Source organism: Streptococcus gallinaceus (assembly GCF_024170225.1).
Classification (GTDB): domain Bacteria; phylum Bacillota; class Bacilli; order Lactobacillales; family Streptococcaceae; genus Streptococcus; species Streptococcus gallinaceus.
Map to the genome: position 1 here is coordinate 212339 of NZ_JALJXU010000002.1, position 17411 is coordinate 229749.

A 17411-nucleotide genomic window follows, 5' to 3' on the forward strand; every position below is an offset into this window, starting at 1 on the left:
CCGCATTAACAAGGAGTAGAAATGAAAATTGCAATTATCCAAGGTACAACACAAGTAGATAAAAATGAGCTTCCATTTAATGTAACAAGAAAATTCACAGCTCCGTATCATCATCAAATTTTGAATTTTGGAGTAGACGAAAACGAAGAAGAGAGCTACTCATATACTGAAGTTGCTATATTGATTGCTTTGCTTATCAATAGTCAAGTAGTTGATTTTGTGATTACGGGTTGCTCTTCTGGTCAAGGAATGAATTTGGCTTGTAATACTTTACCTGGTTTGTTATCGGGCTACATACCTACTCCTCAAGATGCATTTCTTTTTGGTCGTATAAATGGTGGAAATGTCGCTAGTTTACCGTTAGGATTGGGATTTGGGTGGTTAGGAGAGCTAAACCTAGAATACACTCTTGAGAAACTATTTGATGGAGAGTTTGGTATTGGCTTTCCAAAAGATGTTGCTGAAAGAAAAGTGAAAGAGATAAATAGGATCAAGGAATTTAATCGGATTAGTAAATATGGAATGATAGAAGTGATGGAGCGTTTGGATGCAGAAACACAGCGAAAAGTTTTTTCAAAAGTTAATGTCATTGACTATATTATCCATTCTTCAAAAGATAAGCCTCTGGTGAGCTATCTAGTCGATAAACGAACCAAGTTCAATTTATAAATGATTGAAAAAGGCGGTTTTACCGTCTTTTTTTCTTGTTTTGGTTGATTACTGCCCTAAATATGGGAAATGTGGTATAATATTCTGACTATTAGCTCGAAAGAGAGTACAGGAAATGACAGATAAAACGATTGTATTTAAGGTGGGGACGAGTTCTCTCACTCAGAAAAATGGTAGTTTAGATCGAATTAAAATTGCGCGCATCACCAATCAAATTGCCCAGCTTCATCAAAAAGGGCACCATATTGTGCTGGTGACGTCTGGTTCGATTGCGGCGGGATTTCGTCGTCTGGGCTTTGAAAAACGTCCGACTAAGATTGCGGAAAAACAAGCTAGCGCAGCAGTTGGACAAGGTTTATTGATTGAAGAGTATACACAGAATCTCATGAAAGATGGGATTGTGTCGGCACAGGTTCTCTTGACTCAGGATGATTTTGCAGATGCGAGACGGTATCAAAATGCATCCCAAGCATTGCAAGTTCTCTTGCACCAACGTGCCATTCCCATCATCAATGAAAATGATACAGTGGCTATCGAGGAGATAAAGGTTGGGGACAATGACACCTTGTCAGCCCAAGTGGCAGCGCTCTTGAAGGCAGATTTGTTGGTATTATTAACCGATGTGGATGGCCTTTACACGGCTAATCCTGCTACAAATCCAGATGCCCAGCATCTTCCTCTAATTGAGGAAATCAGTGAAGAATTATTTGCCATGGCAGCAGGCGCAGGTTCGTCCAATGGAACTGGCGGCATGACCACCAAGTTGCAGGCAGCACAAATTGCGACCAAGTCAGGCGTGCCAGTCTATATCTGTTCATCAGCCAAGGATACAGCCCTGATTGAGGCCATTGACCAAAGCAATCGCGGGACACTGTTCTTGGCGGACGACCACGCCATGAATCAGCGCAAGCAATGGATGGCTTTCTACGCTCGGACGGATGCGGTTGTCGAGATTGATGCCGGTGCAACTCAAGCTATGCTTGATAATGGAAAAAGTCTCTTGGCGGCAGGAATTCGTTCACTTGAAGGCGAATTTGCAGCGGGAGATGTTGTGGATGTCTACAGTCAATCTTTGCAACGTTTGATTGGTAAAGGCCGAGTTAAATTGTCTTCGGAAATGGTTCGAAAAGAATTGGCGTCTGCGAGTTTGGAAGGGATTTTCATACATCGCAATGACTGGGTTGGTTTATAGGAGAAAGTCATGGTTAGTACACAAGCATTACTGGATAGCCTTTTGGCGCATAAGTCTGCTATCAATCTAGCAGGGACAGCACAAAAAAATACAGCTTTGGAGGCTATGGCTCAGGAGTTGGAAAATCAAAAAGAGTTGATTTTAGCTGGGAATCAATTGGATATAGGGGCTGCACAAGGGAAAATTAGCCCTGTTATGCAAGATCGTCTCCTCTTGACTGCCGAGCGGATTGCAGATATGGCAGCTGGGATACGGGCCTTGATTGGCCTGCCAGACCCAGTTGGATTGGTATTGGAGGAGCATGTGGCAGAAAATGGGATGACCATTTCAAAGACTTCCATTCCATTTGGCTTGGTAGGGATGATTTATGAAAGCCGACCAAATGTGACCTCGGATGCGGCAGCTTTGGCAATCAAGAGCGGCAATGCAGTCATTCTCCGTGGAGGAAAGGAAGCCTTTCATTCAGCGCAAGCTATTGTCCAAGCCTTAAAAATGGGGCTTGAAAAAGCTAGTATCCATCCAGGAGTTGTCGAGCTGGTCCAAGATACTAGCCGCCAATCTGCTACAGAATTGATGACCGCTAAAGGGAAAATCGATCTCTTGGTGCCACGGGGCGGTGCGGGCCTCATTCAAGCGGTGGTGGAAAATGCTACCGTGCCCGTTATCGAGACGGGGACAGGGATTTGCCATGTCTATGTGGACAAGGATGCGGATGTGGATAAGGCGCTTGCTATTGCGGAAAATGCCAAAACAAGCCGTCCGTCGGTGTGCAATTCGGCAGAAGTTCTTTTAGTTCATCAAGAAATTGCAACCCAATTTTTACCGCTCTTAGAAGAACGAATAGCGGGTAAAGTAGAATGGCGAGCAGATGAGGCAGCAGCGACCTTCTTGAAAGACTACACACCAGCTGGTGCTGAGGATTTTGATACGGAATTTCTAGATTTTATCATGGCTGTGAAAATCGTATCAGGCGTGGATGAGGCTATTCAGCATATTGCTCAGCATTCGACAGGGCACAGTGAGGCGATTGTAACAGAAAATGAAGAGACAGCCCGTAACTTTACTCTGTATGTGGATTCGGCTGCTGTCTACGTCAATGTGTCCACTCGCTTTACGGATGGTGGCCAGTTTGGTCTTGGCTGTGAGTTGGGAATTTCAACGCAAAAGATGCATGCGCGTGGACCAATGGGCTTGCGCGAGATGACGACGTATAAGTACATCATCAGAGGCAATGGTCAGGTACGAATGTAGGAGATGAGAATGAAAATTGGATTTATCGGTCTTGGAAATATGGGTTCTGCCATAGCAACTGCTGTTGCCAAACTTGAAAAACACGACTTTCTCTTGAGCAATCACAATCCAGAAAAAGCAGCTAGTTTGCAGGATGTAATTGGTGGACAATTGATGACAAATGCTGATATTGCTAGTCAGGCAGAGGTGATTTTTCTGGGAGTTAAGCCGCATTTAATCGGAAAAGCTTTAACAGACCTAGCCGATGCTATCGCTGTCAATCCGCAAGCGATTTGGATTTCCATGGTGGCTGGTCTTACTTTGGCAGATTTGCAGGAGTATCTACCAGCTGACAACTTGATTCGGATTATGCCCAACACTCCAGTTGCGATTGGGCAAGGCATGACGACTTACGCTGTGGAAAACCCTCAGCTTGCTCCACTTGTAGAAGATTTGTTAGCAGCGTCGGGAGTAGTGGCACAGGTTCCTGAGGACCAGATTGATGCGGCAACAGCTATTGCGGGCTGTGGACCAGCCTTTGTTTATGTCTTTATTGATGCCTTGATGCAGGCGGGCCTCCAGAACGGGCTATCTGCAGACTTGGCTAAAAAACTAGCAGCCCAAACTCTACTTGGTTCTGCTCAACTTGTCTTGGAGAGTGGTATTCATCCAGCCCAACTCCGCGATCAAGTAACTTCACCAGGCGGTTCAACGATTGCTGGATTGGTAGCCTTGGAAGAGCACAATTTCCGCTATGCAACCCTTTCAGGAGTCAATCAAGCCCTTGCGAAGACACGGACATTGGGAAAAAAATAAAACTAGGATTTTATTCCTAGTTTTATTTTTTTCGTTCTTGCAGCCACTTGCTGACATTGTTGAGGGTTTGTGATTGACTCACTTTCTCTTGTAAAATATCGGTCAAACCTTGTTGCAGCCCCTGACGTTGGATGCGGCCTTGCATCTGCGCCCATTTATCAGCCCAGATTTGTGATGTACGGGCATAGGCATTTTCGAGGATCTCTTCCTTGGATTTGTAGTTACGGTAAAAAGCATTGCGCGATACACCGGCTTTTTTGACCAATTCAGAAATAGAGATTTGGTTGAGGTCTTTTTTTTCGAGTAAAAAGACAAGAGCAGTCTCGATTGATTCTCGGGTTAATTGGTTGGATTCCTTATTGGAACGAACTAGATTTTTTAATGAAGTTGGAGAAATGTTACGCTTAGTCATAGGGTTCCTTTCTCTGTCACAGCGGAAATAAAGGGCTTCCAGCTGAGAAGATTCCATGCTATAATTGTAAAAGAAGATATTTTCTCTGTCAAATAAAAGTCTTCAAATTCTAGATAAGATTGGAAAATTAGATGAAAAAGTGGAAAATTGTAGCCGATAGTGGTTGCGATATTGTAACCTTAGAAAATGTAGCTGCGGATACAGCTTTTGTCCGCGTACCCCTAACCATCCAGGTTGACCAAGAGGTTTTTGTTGATAATGACGACCTTGATATTGACCATATGATGAACACTATGTACGCTTCTCATACAGCTGCTAAATCAGCCTGTCCAAGTCCGCAAGCCTTTCAAGAAGCTTTTGAAGGTGCTGAAAATGTATTTGTCATCACCATTACAGGCGGTCTTTCAGGGAGCAATAACAGTGCACGTTTGGGGAAAGAAATGCTACAAGAAGAGCATCCAGAAGTCAATGTTCATGTGATTGATAGCCTCTCTGCGGGCGGTGAAATTGACTTGATTGTAGCCGAACTCAATCGTCTCATTGCCAGCGGTTTGGAGTTTGACCAGGTGGTGGAAGCCATCACGGCTTATCAAAAGCGCACAAAATTACTCTTTGTCCTTGCTCGAGTGGATAACTTGGTGAAAAATGGCCGTCTCAGCAAATTGTTGGGGAAAGTTGTTGGCTTGCTCAATATTCGGATGGTCGGAAAAGCTAGCGATACAGGCACTTTAGAATTGCTACAAAAAGCGCGTGGCTACAAGAAATCTCTTAAGGCCACATTTGAGGAAATGAAAAAATCAGGCTATCAAGGTGGTCGCATTATGATTGCCCATCGCCGCAATGAAAAATTCTGTCAGGAGTTTTCAGAGTTGGTGCGCAGTCATTTCCCGCAAGCATCAATTGAAGCCCTAGCAACATCTGGACTCTGCAGTTTCTATGCAGAAGAAGAAGGAATTTTGATGGGCTACGAAGTTGAATAAAAATGAAAGACTGAGGCAAGTTTGACCTCGGTCTTTTTTCGGGTATAGGAGAAAGTGCTAGAAGACTGTCTTCGCTTTCATATTCTTGCAAATAAGAAGGGATAAGCGTATAATATAAGGGTTTGACAAAAGGAGAAAAAATGTCTTTAATAAAAAAATTAGGCTGGTTTTTCAAATTGGAAAAACGGCGCTATCTCTTGGGCGTCATTGCCCTAGCATTAGTCAGTATTCTCAATCTAGTCCCACCAAGAGTCATGGGAAATATCATCGACACCATTACTAGTAAGAGTTTGACGAATGCTCAGCTCTTTCTAAATGTTTTTTATCTGGTTGGAGCTGGCCTTGCCATGTATGCTCTGCGCTATATTTGGCGTATCTATATCTTTGGAACGGCCAATCATCTGGCACGTATTTTACGTTTTCGCTTGTTTGAGCAATTTACCAAAATGTCACCGTCCTTTTACCAACGCTATCGCACGGGTGATCTCATGGCTCATGCCACCAACGACATCAATGCGGTGACCATGACAGCGGGTGGCGGAGTAATGTCGGCGGTTGATGCCTCGATTACAGCCTTGGTGACTCTGGCAACCATGTTTTTTGTACTGGATTGGCGCTTGACACTGATTGCGATTTTGCCCTTACCAATTATGGCTTTGGGAACCAGTCGCTTAGGACGTCGCAATCATGCAGCCTTCAAAAATGCGCAAGAAGCCTTTTCAAATCTGAATAACAAGGTCCAAGAAAGTGTTTCTGGGATTCGAGTGACTAAGTCTTTCGGCTACCAGACGGCGGAAGTAGAAGCTTTTGCGGCCATCAACCAAGATGTCTACGAAAAAAATCGTCTTTCAGCCAAGTGGAATGCCTTATTTGACCCGATGACCCTGACCTTTGTGGGGCTGTCCTATGTCTTGACCTTGATTTTCGGCGGTCGCTTCATCTCGGCGGGACAATTAACGATTGGTGAGCTGGTAACCTTCATTACCTATCTGGATATGCTTGTGTGGCCTCTGCAAGCTATGGGCTTCCTCTTTAATGTCATCCAACGTGGTTCGGTTTCGTATGACCGGATTGAAAAACTTTTGGCAGAGGAGTCTGATATTCAAGAAAGTGAAGCACCACTGACAAACATTGAAAATGGTGACTTGACTTATGCCATTGATAGCTTTGTCTATGACCAACAAGAAATCTTATCGGATATTCACTTTAGCTTGAAAAAAGGGCAAACCCTGGGGATTGTTGGACCGACGGGTTCTGGTAAGACAACTCTCTTGAAACTATTGCTCCGAGAACGTGATGTGGAGCAAGGTCATATCAGTCTTGATGGCCATGACATTCGCGACTATAAGTTGCAAGATTTACGGGGGCTCATGGGCTACGTACCGCAGGACCAAGTTTTATTTGCCATGTCTATCCGGGACAATATCTGCTTTGCCAATTCAGCATTGCCAGACCAAGTCGTAGAAATGGCAGCCAAATTATGTGGTGTTTATGACGATATCCTAGCTATGCCAGATGGATTTGACACCATCATCGGAGAACGTGGGGTCTCCTTATCAGGTGGGCAGAAGCAGCGTCTTGCCATGAGTCGTGCCTTGGCCATTGATCCAGAAATCCTGATGTTGGATGATTCACTTTCAGCGGTGGATGCTAAGACAGAGCATCTGATTGTGGAAAATCTGAAATCTGAACGCATTGGAAAAACGACCATAATTACAGCCCATCGCTTGTCAGCCATTGTCCATGCGGATTTGATTTTGGTCTTGGAAAATGGGCATATCATCGAGAGAGGAGCCCACCAAGAACTGCTTGCTCTGAATGGGTGGTACGCTCAAACTTACCAATCTCAGCAATTAACTAAAAGTTTAGAAGAATCATTAGAAGGAGGTGCTAAATGAAAAAACAATCTGTCTTAAGACGCCTTCTGACCTATGTTTACCGTTATAAATGGACGGCATTAGCGGCACTAGCCTTTATCTTTTTGACCACTCTAACTCGGACAGCCATTCCTTTGGTGGCCCAGTATTATATTGACCATTTTGTAGCAAAAGGCTTGGCCCAGGCGGGATTCATGCTACTTGTCGGCTACTACGCACTCTTCTTGGTTCGGGTTGTCCTGACCTATCTTGGTTCCTATACCTTTTCAAAAGTGGCTTACAGTATCGTGCGCGACTTGCGTCAGGAATCATTTGCCAGAATTCAGCGCTTGGGAATGGCTTATTTTGATAAGACGCCAGCGGGTTCAATCGTATCGCGTTTGACAAATGATACGCAGGCGGTTGCGGATATGTTTGGTTCCGTATTTGCTAGTTTTATTTCATCATTTTTCCTTTTCTTTGCGACGCTCTTTGCCATGCTGAGTCTAAATTGGCGTTTGACCTTGTATGTCTTGCCATTTGTCCCAGTGATTTTTGCTTCTGTTTGGCTCTATCGAAAATTTTCCAATCACTTGATTCGGATGACACGCAGCAAGCTGAGCGATATCAATGTTAAATTGTCCGAATCCATTGAAGGAATGAGAATTATCCAAGCTTTTGGACAGGAAAAACGCTTGATGAAAGAATTTGAGGAGATCAACCAAGGGCATTTACACTATGCCAATCGCTCCATCAATGTCAATTCGCTCTTCTTGCGCCCAGCTATGTCGCTTTTGAAAATTCTGGCCTATGGCGTTTTGTTAAGCTACTTCGGGTTGAACTGGCAGACAGCCAGCTTTACGGCTGGGCTCATGTATGCCTTTATCCAGTACATCAATCAGCTTTTTGATCCCCTGATTGATGTCACACAGAATTTTGCGACTTTGCAGACTTCTATGATTGCGGCGGACCGGGTCTTTCAGCTCATGGACGAAGAGGCTTTTGAGCCTGTCCAGGCTGATAAGGAGTTGGTCATTGGCCAAGGAAATATCGAGTTCAAGGATGTCAGCTTCTCCTATGATGGCAGTCGTGACGTCCTGAGGCATATTTCATTTAAGGTCAACCAAGGTGAAACTATTGCCTTTGTAGGGCATACAGGTTCGGGAAAATCTTCGATTATCAATCTCTTTATGCGTTTCTATGAATTTGACCGTGGTCAGATTTTGGTTGATGGTCAAGATATCAAGGATTATAGTCAAGCTCAATTGCGTCAGAATATTGGTCTGGTTCTGCAGGACCCTTTCCTCTATCACGGGACCATTGAGAGCAATATCAAAATGTACCAAGACCAGTTGACGCGCTCAGATATTGAGGCGGCGGCCAAGTTTGTCGATGCTCATGACTTTATCCAAGAATTGCCAGACGGCTACGACCAGGCTGTGACAGAGCGCGGGACAACTCTTTCTTCCGGTCAGCGGCAATTGCTGGCCTTTGCACGGACGGTGGCTGCTCAGCCCAAGATTCTGATTTTGGACGAAGCAACGGCGAATATTGACTCGGAAACGGAGGAAATTATCCAGTCCTCACTTAAGAAGATGCGTCAAGGTCGCACGACTATTGCCATCGCACACCGCTTGTCAACCATCCAAGATGCGGATTGTATCTATGTCTTGGATAAGGGAGAAATCATCGAATCTGGCAAGCACGAGGAATTGCTGGTTCTCGGAGGCACCTATCAAAAAATGTACCAGCTCCAAGCAGGTATGTTGGAATAAGAAAATACCTAGGAAACCATCCTAGGTATTTTTTATAAATCAAAATCATGTGCAATGAAGTCAAGGCATTCTTTTAAGAGTTTCTTGTTCAACTTGTATTTTTTTTCAGAATAATCAGGAAGATTGAAGAGACCGACATCCATGATTTTGCTGATGTGAAAGGAGACATTTGCCGCAGTCGTGCCTAGTCGCTCTGCAATATCCTTGTGCTTTTGGACATCCTGATAGAGCAATTTTAAAATGTCATAGCGAACTGGGTCGCTGAGAACTTTTAATACAGAGCCAACGCTATCCTTGTTGATGGTAATTCGACTAGCAATGAAGACCTCGATGCGTGGATAGATAACGGCGTAGGCTGGCCGGCTGGAGTCTTTATCATCTGTTATCAAAATATTGGCCAGATGAAGTGGCGAGCGAACGAAGACCAGGCAAGTCGTTTGCTGGTTTGACTGCAGAAAGCCCATAACGTTAAAATTCGCGTCGTTGTAAAGAGCTTCCATGTTCAGCGTTTGCTGAAATTCTTCCACCTCGTCGGCATAGTGTTCGTAAAAAGGGAGGTAGAGGGGGAGGGCTTCCTTGTAGAAGGCAATCATTCCCTCGATGGTTTCTGGCAAATGGTGATAGTTCCAAAACACAGCCCAACGCCTGCTCTCAATGGGAACACGCTCTTCGATTAAATCGAAGATTTCATGGTCGCTGATACTGGTTTTATTGCCATCCGTCAGAAAGGAAAGGTAGGTTTTGGATAATTCTTCCTCTGTCAACTGTAGCAGCAATTGATAGAGTTCCTCCATATCCTTTGGGTCATGCCCCTTTTCAAGCAAATAGCGGTAGAGAAAATCAATGTAGAGCGTGCCTTCGTTGCCGCGGAAATATTTAGTGATACGGTCGGTGAAAGGCTCTAAAAAATGCTTGATGTGAACCATGTCGGCAAGGACATCGGCACAGACTTCCTTTTCCTTAGCGGTCATATCCATGTCTTCGTAGTTAACAGTGAGCAAAGACGGCAAATAGATAAAATCCATTATCCGATTGCGATGTGAATAATGTATAAATTCCATAAGTGTTACTTTCTAAGATTTCTTCTCTTCATAGTATATCCCAAAGTAAGGAGAGAAAGCAAGAGCAAGACTAGGGCGAGGGTTTTAGCGGATAGGATCAGGACAAGACCAGACAAGATGAATTGCATGCCCACCATGCCTAGTTGGAAGTAGGTGGAAATACCTCCGATAATGGTAGCCAGCTGTTCTTCGGGAAGTTGGTTGTAAATAAGAGTATCAAATTTTGGATTGATGGCACCAGCGAGGATGCCAAGGGGGAGAAGAAAGACCAGCATGAGATAGATATTTCCTAGTGCAAAAGCTCCCAACATCAGACAGGTTAAGCAGACACTAGCATGGATAGCTTTCATGATGGACATGTTTTTGAGGAGATTCATGGTGAGAATGCCGCCTAAGATATTGCCCACCATCATTGTGATGGTCAAGGTGGCCAAGGTTGTAGCAGGGCTGATCAGGATGAAGTTCGGGACTTGGCTCATCATGAGGGTCAGAAGAACGGAAAGGCTAGACAGAAGTGCATTTAAAATCAGGATAACCACCATACTCGTGCGGATGTCAGGAATTGTTTTTAAGGCAGAAATAGCCGTTACTAGAGTTGATTTCATACTAGCCAGCAAGTGCTGGTTTTCATCTTTCTTTTCGACGGTTGGTAAAGGATTTTCTGCAAATTGTTTTTCAATGCGTGATTTATTAGCCGTGATAATGAAAAATGGAATCAAAAAAGTCAGAGCGTTAAAGAATGCCAGCTGTGAAAAGGACATCCAGGTAATCAGGATAGCACCGCTACTTTGGAAGAGAATCATAGCGGCCATACCGATGCTTTGGCTAAATCCCATAAATTCTTGCCGATCCTCATCGGAAACCACACGCAGACTGATGGGAATGTAGAGGCCGTTTTCATATTGCCCAGCCATATCAGCCAGAAAGTTAAAAATAGCAGCTATTAGGACAATCCAGAGTGCAGGCTCAAACCGCATGATACATCCCAACAGAATGAAAAGGACGATTCGAAAAAGGAGGGTTAGCTGAATGCCGCGAACCTTGTCTGGACTCTTATCTGCCCAGTGGTAGGTGAACAAACGGCTAAAAGTCGGCAAGGTTTCAGAAAGAGAAACGATGGCCAGAGCAAAATTTGCCTTTGGAAGAGCGATAACATAGGTCATCAGTGCCATGTAGTAAAGCACATCGCCAAAGTTGGACAGCAAGTCAGCAACTAGATTACTGATGAATAATCGATTGGAAAAAATTTTCTTCATAACATACCTCAAAAAATAACTTGAAATAAAATAAAGTAATTACTTGAATAAAGTATAAATAAAAATTTTAGAAAAATCAATATTGAATTAAAAATAAAATAAACACTAGAATCAAACTAGTGTTTATTGATGATGATTTGTGTCAGAGTTTTGACATTTGCTGCGAAATTCTTGTTGTAGGGAAGAATGAGATAGACCCAGTCTGAACTGTAGATGAATTGCAGTGGGAGTTGGCTGTGTTTGATAGGTGCTGTCAAATCCTGTACCGCTAGCTGGAAAATGACCTGTCCATGCCCCAGTTGATAGGGAATGGGGATCTCATTTCTAGAGAGGATTGTTTTCATTTCTTCTTGGCGAATATGGGCTGATTCTCGAAGAAGTCGGGTGTTGTGGGCAAACATGCCATTGTCAATATAAAGCGACAGCGCCTTTTGCATGATGAGGTTGGTATCGTAGTCCATGAGCCCCTTGTAGTGTAGAAATGGAGCGACTAGTTGGCGTGGGAGGGCAACGCTACCGATACGAAGGGCAGGAAATAGAGTGGTGGTGAAGGACTTGAGGTAGATCACACGCTCCTCAGTATCCAGATAGTGCAGTGGTACCTGCTTTTCTTGGTCAAAATCAGCCAAGTAGTCATCCTCGATGATGTAAACCTGATAGCGCTGGGCGAGACGAATGATTTCTTTTTTTTCCTTGTCCGAGTAGGAGGTTCCAAGTGGATTGTGGAGGCGGGGAATGGTGTAAAAAAAGGAAATCGTTTCGGTTTGAAAGAGACCTTCCAACTCTTCGAGGTCAATTCCGTCTAGGTTGCGTTCAATGATCTGATAAGGTAAGTCTTGTCCGTCTAGCAAGTCCTTCATCCGATGATAGGTCGGTTCTTCCAAGAGCATTTGTCCATTTTCCTTTCCCAGATCCAGCTGTGAGAGGATGTAGAGAGCTTGTTGGCTACCGGCTGTGATGACAATTTGCTCCTTTTTAGCGTAAACGTCATAGTCAACTAGCAAGGTTTGGACAGAGTCAATCAATTCTTCTAACCCTTCTTGCTGATGGTAGTAGTTGAAGAGATAATTTTCCCGACCAATCAAACTTTCATTGAGGCAGAGGCGAAAATCATCATAAGCCAAGTGCTGAAAATCCTGTGGATTGACGGTTCCTTTTTCTTTTTGAAATTCCTTGTCTTCTAAAATATAATAGCCACTTTTTTCGACAGCATAGATTTTGTTGCGGTATTTGAGTTCCAACATGGCTTTTTGAACGGTGTCCTTGCTACAACCGTACTCTTGACTAAGCTTACGGATAGAAGGCAATTTTTGCCCTCGCTTAAATTGCTCTGCCTCGATTCCCTTGATAATGTCTTCAATGATGGTTTGGTATTTGCTTTGCATAACTGTCCCCGTACAGATAAGATTTTCCTCTATTGTACCTCAAGATTCTTTACTTTACAATAATTTTAATAGTAGAAGGAGGTACTTATGACCAAGCGTTTACTGGTGGCAAATGATTTACCAGGGATTGGAAAAGTTGCCTTGGCAGCGAGTTTGCCGATTTTGGCAGCCTGTCAGATAGAGACCGCTATTCTACCAACTGTTCTACTTTCTTCGCATACAGGTGGATTTCCTGCTGTAGCAGTGGCAGATATGGCATGGTTGGTTAAGGATTATTTGACTCAATGGCAGCAACTGGAATTGACCTTGGATGGATTGTTAATCGGTTATTGTCGGTCAGCTGAATTGCTGGAGCAGCTACAAGTCTATGCTCAGCATGAAAATGTGCCCATCATTTTAGATCCGGTTTTGGGAGACAAGGGGAAACTCTATACTGGATTTGACCAGGACTATGTAGCGTCTATGCGCCAAGTAGCAAGGCAGTCAACTATTTTGCTGCCCAATTTGACAGAGGCTGCTCTTTTGACCGATTCTGCCTATCTAGGAGAGGATTATGGACGAGACGAGATTGAGCATCTATTGCGGAAATTAGCGGATTTTGGGTGTCAACATGTTATTCTAACGGGCGTTTCCTTTGATGAATCGGAGATTGGTTTGGCTTATTATGACGTGAGACAGGACAAAATCTCCTACCACATGACAAGGCAATTACCCTATCATTTCTTTGGGACGGGTGATATTGTTGCGATTTTGGTAGCCGCAATAGTTGTAGAAAATCTTGCGTTTGAAACGGCTCTTCCAGAGGTCTTGGATTTTTTGGAGGCTAGCCTAGTCTCCACAAGCCAGTTGGCGCGTGATGTAAAGTACGGTGTTTATTTTGAGCCTCATTTGGCAAAGTTAAGTCAGCAATTTGAACAGTTAAGGAATAAAGGATGAAACAACTTGGATTACGAGATTTAGTCGAAACTAGTGTATTTGCAGCATTGATATTTGTCAGTGTTTACGCTTTGAGAATTCCAGTCGGAGCGCAATTTATTCATTTTGGCAATGCCTTGGTCGTCGTGGGAGTTTTGCTTTTTGGTGCCAAAAAAGGAGCGACAGCTGCAGCTCTGGGATTGGGAATTTTTGACTTGGTGACAGGTTATGCGTCGGTGGTTTGGATAACGATTTTAGAATCCTTGATTGTCTGTTTGGTTCTTTATTTTGCCTATGAAAAAGGCTTGAAAAAGAATGACAAACCTGTCAATGTAATTGCCGTGGGTGTGTTAGCGGCCGTGACAAAAATCATTCTCAACCTCATCAAGTATACGATTATGGGAAGTTTAGTCGGCGGAACGACTGTTGGAGTGGCTTTTGGCTTGGCCTTGGTAAAAATCTTAGGTTCCTATGGGTCAGCTCTTGCAACGATTATCGCCGTTCCAGTTTTGTATCCTATTTTCAAACAAGTCTTGAAAAAATAAAATAACCCGGGACAAGGTCCTAGGTTATTTTTTACATATAAAAGACAATCGCTCCATACTGCAAAAGACTAGCTAAGATGATAAAGAGATGCCAAATCATGTGGAAATAGGGCTTTTTCTTAGCGTAAAAAATGGCTCCGATACTATAAGATAATCCGCCAAGAATCATGAGAATCCAGAAAGTTGGCCCTGTATGGAGAATGATAGCTGGGAAGATGATAACAATCAGCCAGCCCATGATGAGATAGAGTGCTAAACTGAATTTTTCATTAACTTCTTTGGCAAAAATCTTGTAGAGAATCCCGAAAATCGTTGTCCCCCACTGGATGGTCAGAATCAGATAGCCCAGCCAATTGTTCATCAAAGTTAGAATAACCGGTGTATAAGAGCCCGCGATAGCAATGTAAATCATGGAGTGGTCAATGATTCTCAGGACATATTTGTGGACAGAACCATAAGACATTGAGTGGTAAATAGCAGAGGACAAAAACATGAGAAAGAGACTGATAACAAAAATCGATACGCCAAGAGCCTGCGTAAAGCCAGCATGATTATAGGCGTAGGTAGCGCTAAATGGGAGGAGCAAGAGCATGACCAGGGCGCTGACAGCGTGCGTAACAGCATTGCCGACTTCTTCGCCAAAGGACAGTTGTTGAGATAGTTTAAGACTGTGGTTCATGGTTGGTCTCCTCCAAAGATTCGATTAGGCATAGGGTTGCTTGGTAAGCCTGAATGGTTTCACATGCTCGGGTGATAAGTGGGTGTGTCTGCTCAGCAGTTTGCCCGTTTAGACAGTTAATCATGTCGTCATAAAGTAGATTAGCCGCACGTTCTTGCGACAATTGCTCAATCATAGCGACAATATCTGGCAGTTGAAAGACGGATTTTGATAGACTGAGGATAATCAGACGAGCCACTTGGCTACGGCCGTATTTTTTCTTGATTGGCTTGGGCAAAATACCGTGCTTGACATAATTATTGATCATGGCGGCAGTTAGCTGTTTGTCTTTTTTGGAAATAGCAGAGCTGGTAACCTGATTGACGTAGAGCAAGACTTGGTCCAAGTACAAGTCCAATTGTGGCAGTTCTTGCCAATTTGGGAGATTCATATTATCACCTCTTGTTTATCTAGTTTTAATAACCAGATAATATCATTTTTAAAAATAAAAAGCAAGAAGAAACAAAATTTTTATGAAAAGAAAATCCTATGCTATAATCATCTTATGAAAATAGTACTTCCAAACGCCAAAGAAATGAATACCAACCTAGACCCGCAACCTTTTCAAACTCTGTCGCCAGCCAGTCAGCAAGTTTTAGCCAGCCTTGGGAAGATGAGTGAAGAGGAGTTGACTGCTTTTTATAAAATCAAGCTAGAAAAGGCACAGTTAGAGTGGGACCGTTGGCAGCGAATCGAAAGCGGACAAGCTAAGTCTTATCCAGCTTGGCAGTTATACGATGGTCTCATGTACCGCTATATGAAGCGGACAGACTTGTCTGAAAAAGAGGAAAACTATCTGCGTCAGAATGCCTTTATCGCAACTGGTTTCTACGGAGTTATCAATGTCTTTGACCTGATTTCGCCCCACCGTTTGGATTTTCAAGGGAGCTTAAAAATAGGAAAACAGTCGCTCAAACAATTTTGGCGCCAGCAATTTGACCAATCAATCGGAGAGGATACGTTTTTCATCTCGCTGATGTCTTCTGAATTTGAGGGCGTATTTTCTCCGAAAGTCCAATCACGGATGGTCAAGCTCATCTTTATGGAAGAAAAAAACGGCCAGTGCAAGATTCACTCAACCATTTCCAAAAAAGGACGTGGACGCTTTTTATCACTCATGGCCGAAAAGAATGTTGAGTCCATAGAAGAGATAAAATCTCTATCCGTAGACGGTTTTGTCTATCATCCAGAACTATCCAAGGAACGAAAATTGGTTTTCGTTCGCCCAGCAGATAACTAAAAAACTAGGACGGAGGTCCTAGTTTTTTGATTAGATTAGTTAAACACTTTGAAACGGTCTTCGTCAGCCATGAAGTCTTTTGCTTCAGGGGCTACTTCAATAGAACCGAAGTTCAATTGACCACGAAGTTTCCAGCTTACAGGAACGCCATAAGCTTTTTCTACAGAAGCGTCGATAACTGGGTTGTAGTGTTGCAAGTTTGCACCAAGGCCAAGTTCTGCTGAAAGTGCAGTCCAAGCATTGACAGAAGCGATACCAGTTGATTGTTCTGACCAGATTGGGAAGTTTTCAGCGTAAAGCGGGAAGTTTTCTTGGAGACCTTTCACAACATCTTGGTCTTCGAAGAAAAGAGCAGTTCCTTTGCTGTTACCAAACATAGCCAATTTTTCTTTTGTAGCTGCAATCGCATCAGCAGGTACACCTTGAGCGACCATAGTTGCTTCAAGATCAGTAGCTACCAATTCGTTCCAGAATGTAGTTACTTGGTCGTTCAACAAGATAACGACACGAGCAGATTGGCTGTTGAATGATGATGGTGATTGACGTACAGCCTCTTTCAATATTTCAACGATTTTCTCATCAGTAACTTCAGTGTTGCGACCGAGAACGTAGACTGAACGACGGTTTTCCAATGCTTTCAAAAATGACATAAATAAGTCTCCTCTTATAATATTACAGAAAACAGTATAACGTAATTATCACTAATTAGCAAGAAGTTGATTTTAAAAAAAGAACCCAGGACGGCTGTCCCAGGTATATGTGATTATTTGTTGATTTCAGCCAAGAAGCTTTCAGCTTGTTTGTTCAATTGAGCAAGAGCTTCCTCTTCCAAGATCAATTTGCCGTCAGCCCATGCAGAACCGTTTGTTTTAACGGCAGTGATGTCGTCTACGAAGTTTGTGCGGATAAATGGCAACAAGTCGCGGTAGATAGCAGCAGCTTGGTCATGACCTGCAGCAGCAACCAATGATACAGTTGTTACTTTTGAGTCGATAGCAGATTTACCGCTTGGATCTGAAAGGTCTTCTGCACGTGACAACCAGTCAAGCAAGTTTTTCACTGAACCTGGAATAGAGAAGTTGTAAACTGGTGAGAATACCCAGACAGCATCAGCAGCTTTTACAGCATCACGGACAGCTTGAACGGCTGGAAGAACGGGTGTTTCCAAGTCTTGGTTAAGAACTGGAACTTGCGCCCAGTCAAGGTAAGTAACAGTAGCTTTTCCTTCAAGAGCTTTTTCAGCATTTGCTGCCAATTGGCTAGTGAATGAACCTTCACGAAGTGAACCTGAGATAAATAAGATATTTGCCATTTCTGACTCCTTTTCTTTCTTGAAGAACGAAACAAGTTTGTTGAACATG

Annotated in this window: 17 protein-coding genes and 1 pseudogene; 10 read left to right on the plus strand and 8 right to left on the minus strand. The window is 43.4% G+C overall.

Annotation, left to right across the window (positions count from 1 at the left end):
• Positions 1-21 precede the first annotated feature (21 nt).
• From J2T50_RS03500 to proC, 4 genes are all read left to right on the plus strand, one after another.
• Complete coding sequence (locus tag J2T50_RS03500; RefSeq protein ID WP_253363764.1) at positions 22-669, plus strand: RpiB/LacA/LacB family sugar-phosphate isomerase; 648 nt, start codon at positions 22-24, stop codon at positions 667-669.
• A 115-nt stretch (positions 670-784) separates the two neighbouring features.
• Complete coding sequence (gene proB, locus J2T50_RS03505) at positions 785-1861, plus strand: glutamate 5-kinase (RefSeq protein ID WP_253363766.1); 1077 nt, start codon at positions 785-787, stop codon at positions 1859-1861.
• Positions 1862-1870: 9 nt separating this feature from the next.
• The gene (locus tag J2T50_RS03510) at positions 1871-3112 is read left to right on the plus strand and encodes a glutamate-5-semialdehyde dehydrogenase (protein ID WP_253363768.1); all 1242 of its coding nucleotides are present in this window, start codon (positions 1871-1873) and stop codon (positions 3110-3112) included.
• A gap of 9 nt (positions 3113-3121) precedes the next feature.
• On the plus strand, positions 3122-3907 hold the full coding sequence (proC, locus tag J2T50_RS03515; protein WP_253363770.1) for a pyrroline-5-carboxylate reductase: 786 nt from the start codon (positions 3122-3124) through the stop codon (positions 3905-3907).
• Between the two features lie 67 nt (positions 3908-3974).
• On the opposite strand, the pseudogene J2T50_RS03520 reads toward proC, so the two are convergent.
• Positions 3975-4319: pseudogene (locus J2T50_RS03520) on the minus strand (TetR/AcrR family transcriptional regulator); the annotation flags it as partial.
• A 131-nt stretch (positions 4320-4450) separates the two neighbouring features.
• Between J2T50_RS03520 and J2T50_RS03525 the strand changes: the two are divergent.
• The 3 genes from J2T50_RS03525 to J2T50_RS03535 all read left to right on the plus strand — a co-directional run bounded on the left by J2T50_RS03525 (position 4451) and on the right by J2T50_RS03535 (position 8930).
• Entirely contained in the window at positions 4451-5299 is an 849-nt protein-coding gene (locus J2T50_RS03525; RefSeq protein ID WP_253363780.1) for a DegV family protein, read from the plus strand.
• Positions 5300-5439: 140 nt separating this feature from the next.
• Positions 5440-7197, plus strand: coding sequence for an ABC transporter ATP-binding protein (locus J2T50_RS03530; protein WP_253363782.1), 1758 nt, complete (start codon positions 5440-5442; stop codon positions 7195-7197).
• A complete protein-coding gene (locus tag J2T50_RS03535) occupies positions 7194-8930 on the plus strand; it encodes an ABC transporter ATP-binding protein (protein WP_253363784.1) in 1737 nt (578 codons plus the stop codon). Before J2T50_RS03530 ends, J2T50_RS03535 begins: the two co-directional genes overlap by 4 nt.
• A gap of 32 nt (positions 8931-8962) precedes the next feature.
• On the opposite strand, the gene J2T50_RS03540 is transcribed toward J2T50_RS03535, so the two are convergent.
• The 3 genes from J2T50_RS03540 to J2T50_RS03550 form a co-directional block, all read right to left on the minus strand.
• The gene (locus J2T50_RS03540; protein ID WP_253363785.1) at positions 8963-9991 is read right to left on the minus strand and encodes a winged helix-turn-helix domain-containing protein; all 1029 of its coding nucleotides are present in this window, start codon (positions 9989-9991) and stop codon (positions 8963-8965) included.
• A 5-nt stretch (positions 9992-9996) separates the two neighbouring features.
• Positions 9997-11247, minus strand: a complete 1251-nt coding sequence (locus J2T50_RS03545) for an MFS transporter (protein ID WP_253363787.1) — start codon at positions 11245-11247, stop codon at positions 9997-9999.
• Positions 11248-11363: 116 nt separating this feature from the next.
• Complete coding sequence (locus tag J2T50_RS03550; RefSeq protein WP_253363789.1) at positions 11364-12632, minus strand: aminotransferase-like domain-containing protein; 1269 nt, start codon at positions 12630-12632, stop codon at positions 11364-11366.
• Positions 12633-12719: 87 nt separating this feature from the next.
• Between J2T50_RS03550 and J2T50_RS03555 the strand changes: the two genes are divergently transcribed.
• Both J2T50_RS03555 and J2T50_RS03560 read left to right on the plus strand, forming a co-directional pair.
• The gene (locus J2T50_RS03555; RefSeq protein WP_253363792.1) at positions 12720-13568 is read left to right on the plus strand and encodes a pyridoxamine kinase; all 849 of its coding nucleotides are present in this window, start codon (positions 12720-12722) and stop codon (positions 13566-13568) included.
• The gene (locus J2T50_RS03560) at positions 13565-14092 is read left to right on the plus strand and encodes an ECF transporter S component (RefSeq protein WP_253363802.1); all 528 of its coding nucleotides are present in this window, start codon (positions 13565-13567) and stop codon (positions 14090-14092) included. The genes J2T50_RS03555 and J2T50_RS03560 overlap by 4 nt, the downstream gene beginning before the upstream one ends.
• Before the next feature lie 31 nt (positions 14093-14123).
• Here J2T50_RS03560 and trhA read toward each other — a convergent pair whose 3' ends face one another.
• Together trhA and J2T50_RS03570 are read right to left on the minus strand one after the other, a co-directional pair.
• Positions 14124-14771 (minus strand): PAQR family membrane homeostasis protein TrhA, encoded by a 648-nt coding sequence (trhA, locus tag J2T50_RS03565; protein WP_253363804.1) that lies wholly within the window; start codon positions 14769-14771, stop codon positions 14124-14126.
• Entirely contained in the window at positions 14755-15201 is a 447-nt protein-coding gene (locus tag J2T50_RS03570; protein ID WP_253363806.1) for a DUF1836 domain-containing protein, read from the minus strand. Before J2T50_RS03570 ends, trhA begins: the two co-directional genes overlap by 17 nt.
• Positions 15202-15315: 114 nt before the next feature.
• On the opposite strand from J2T50_RS03570, the gene yaaA reads away from it, so the two are divergent.
• Positions 15316-16050 (plus strand): peroxide stress protein YaaA, encoded by a 735-nt coding sequence (yaaA, locus tag J2T50_RS03575; protein WP_253363814.1) that lies wholly within the window; start codon positions 15316-15318, stop codon positions 16048-16050.
• Between the two features lie 35 nt (positions 16051-16085).
• Here yaaA and J2T50_RS03580 read toward each other — a convergent pair whose 3' ends face one another.
• Together J2T50_RS03580 and J2T50_RS03585 are read right to left on the minus strand one after the other, a co-directional pair.
• Complete coding sequence (locus tag J2T50_RS03580; RefSeq protein WP_253363816.1) at positions 16086-16700, minus strand: nitroreductase family protein; 615 nt, start codon at positions 16698-16700, stop codon at positions 16086-16088.
• A 113-nt stretch (positions 16701-16813) separates the two neighbouring features.
• Entirely contained in the window at positions 16814-17362 is a 549-nt protein-coding gene (locus tag J2T50_RS03585; RefSeq protein ID WP_253363818.1) for an NADPH-dependent FMN reductase, read from the minus strand.
• Positions 17363-17411 lie beyond the last annotated feature (49 nt).

Bases quoted from the DNA above. Each gene is read 5' to 3' on its own strand.
- J2T50_RS03500 (WP_253363764.1), top strand. From the start codon at position 22: ATGAAAATTGCAATTATCCAAGGTACAACACAAGTAGATAAAAATGAG.
- proB (WP_253363766.1), top strand. From the start codon at position 785: ATGACAGATAAAACGATTGTATTTAAGGTGGGGACGAGTTCTCTCACT.
- J2T50_RS03510 (WP_253363768.1), top strand. From the start codon at position 1,871: ATGGTTAGTACACAAGCATTACTGGATAGCCTTTTGGCGCATAAGTCT.
- proC (WP_253363770.1), top strand. From the start codon at position 3,122: ATGAAAATTGGATTTATCGGTCTTGGAAATATGGGTTCTGCCATAGCA.
- J2T50_RS03525 (WP_253363780.1), top strand. From the start codon at position 4,451: ATGAAAAAGTGGAAAATTGTAGCCGATAGTGGTTGCGATATTGTAACC.
- J2T50_RS03530 (WP_253363782.1), top strand. From the start codon at position 5,440: ATGTCTTTAATAAAAAAATTAGGCTGGTTTTTCAAATTGGAAAAACGG.
- J2T50_RS03535 (WP_253363784.1), top strand. From the start codon at position 7,194: ATGAAAAAACAATCTGTCTTAAGACGCCTTCTGACCTATGTTTACCGT.
- J2T50_RS03540 (WP_253363785.1), bottom strand. From the start codon at position 9,991: ATGGAATTTATACATTATTCACATCGCAATCGGATAATGGATTTTATC.
- J2T50_RS03545 (WP_253363787.1), bottom strand. From the start codon at position 11,247: ATGAAGAAAATTTTTTCCAATCGATTATTCATCAGTAATCTAGTTGCT.
- J2T50_RS03550 (WP_253363789.1), bottom strand. From the start codon at position 12,632: ATGCAAAGCAAATACCAAACCATCATTGAAGACATTATCAAGGGAATC.
- J2T50_RS03555 (WP_253363792.1), top strand. From the start codon at position 12,720: ATGACCAAGCGTTTACTGGTGGCAAATGATTTACCAGGGATTGGAAAA.
- J2T50_RS03560 (WP_253363802.1), top strand. From the start codon at position 13,565: ATGAAACAACTTGGATTACGAGATTTAGTCGAAACTAGTGTATTTGCA.
- trhA (WP_253363804.1), bottom strand. From the start codon at position 14,771: ATGAACCACAGTCTTAAACTATCTCAACAACTGTCCTTTGGCGAAGAA.
- J2T50_RS03570 (WP_253363806.1), bottom strand. From the start codon at position 15,201: ATGAATCTCCCAAATTGGCAAGAACTGCCACAATTGGACTTGTACTTG.
- yaaA (WP_253363814.1), top strand. From the start codon at position 15,316: ATGAAAATAGTACTTCCAAACGCCAAAGAAATGAATACCAACCTAGAC.
- J2T50_RS03580 (WP_253363816.1), bottom strand. From the start codon at position 16,700: ATGTCATTTTTGAAAGCATTGGAAAACCGTCGTTCAGTCTACGTTCTC.
- J2T50_RS03585 (WP_253363818.1), bottom strand. From the start codon at position 17,362: ATGGCAAATATCTTATTTATCTCAGGTTCACTTCGTGAAGGTTCATTC.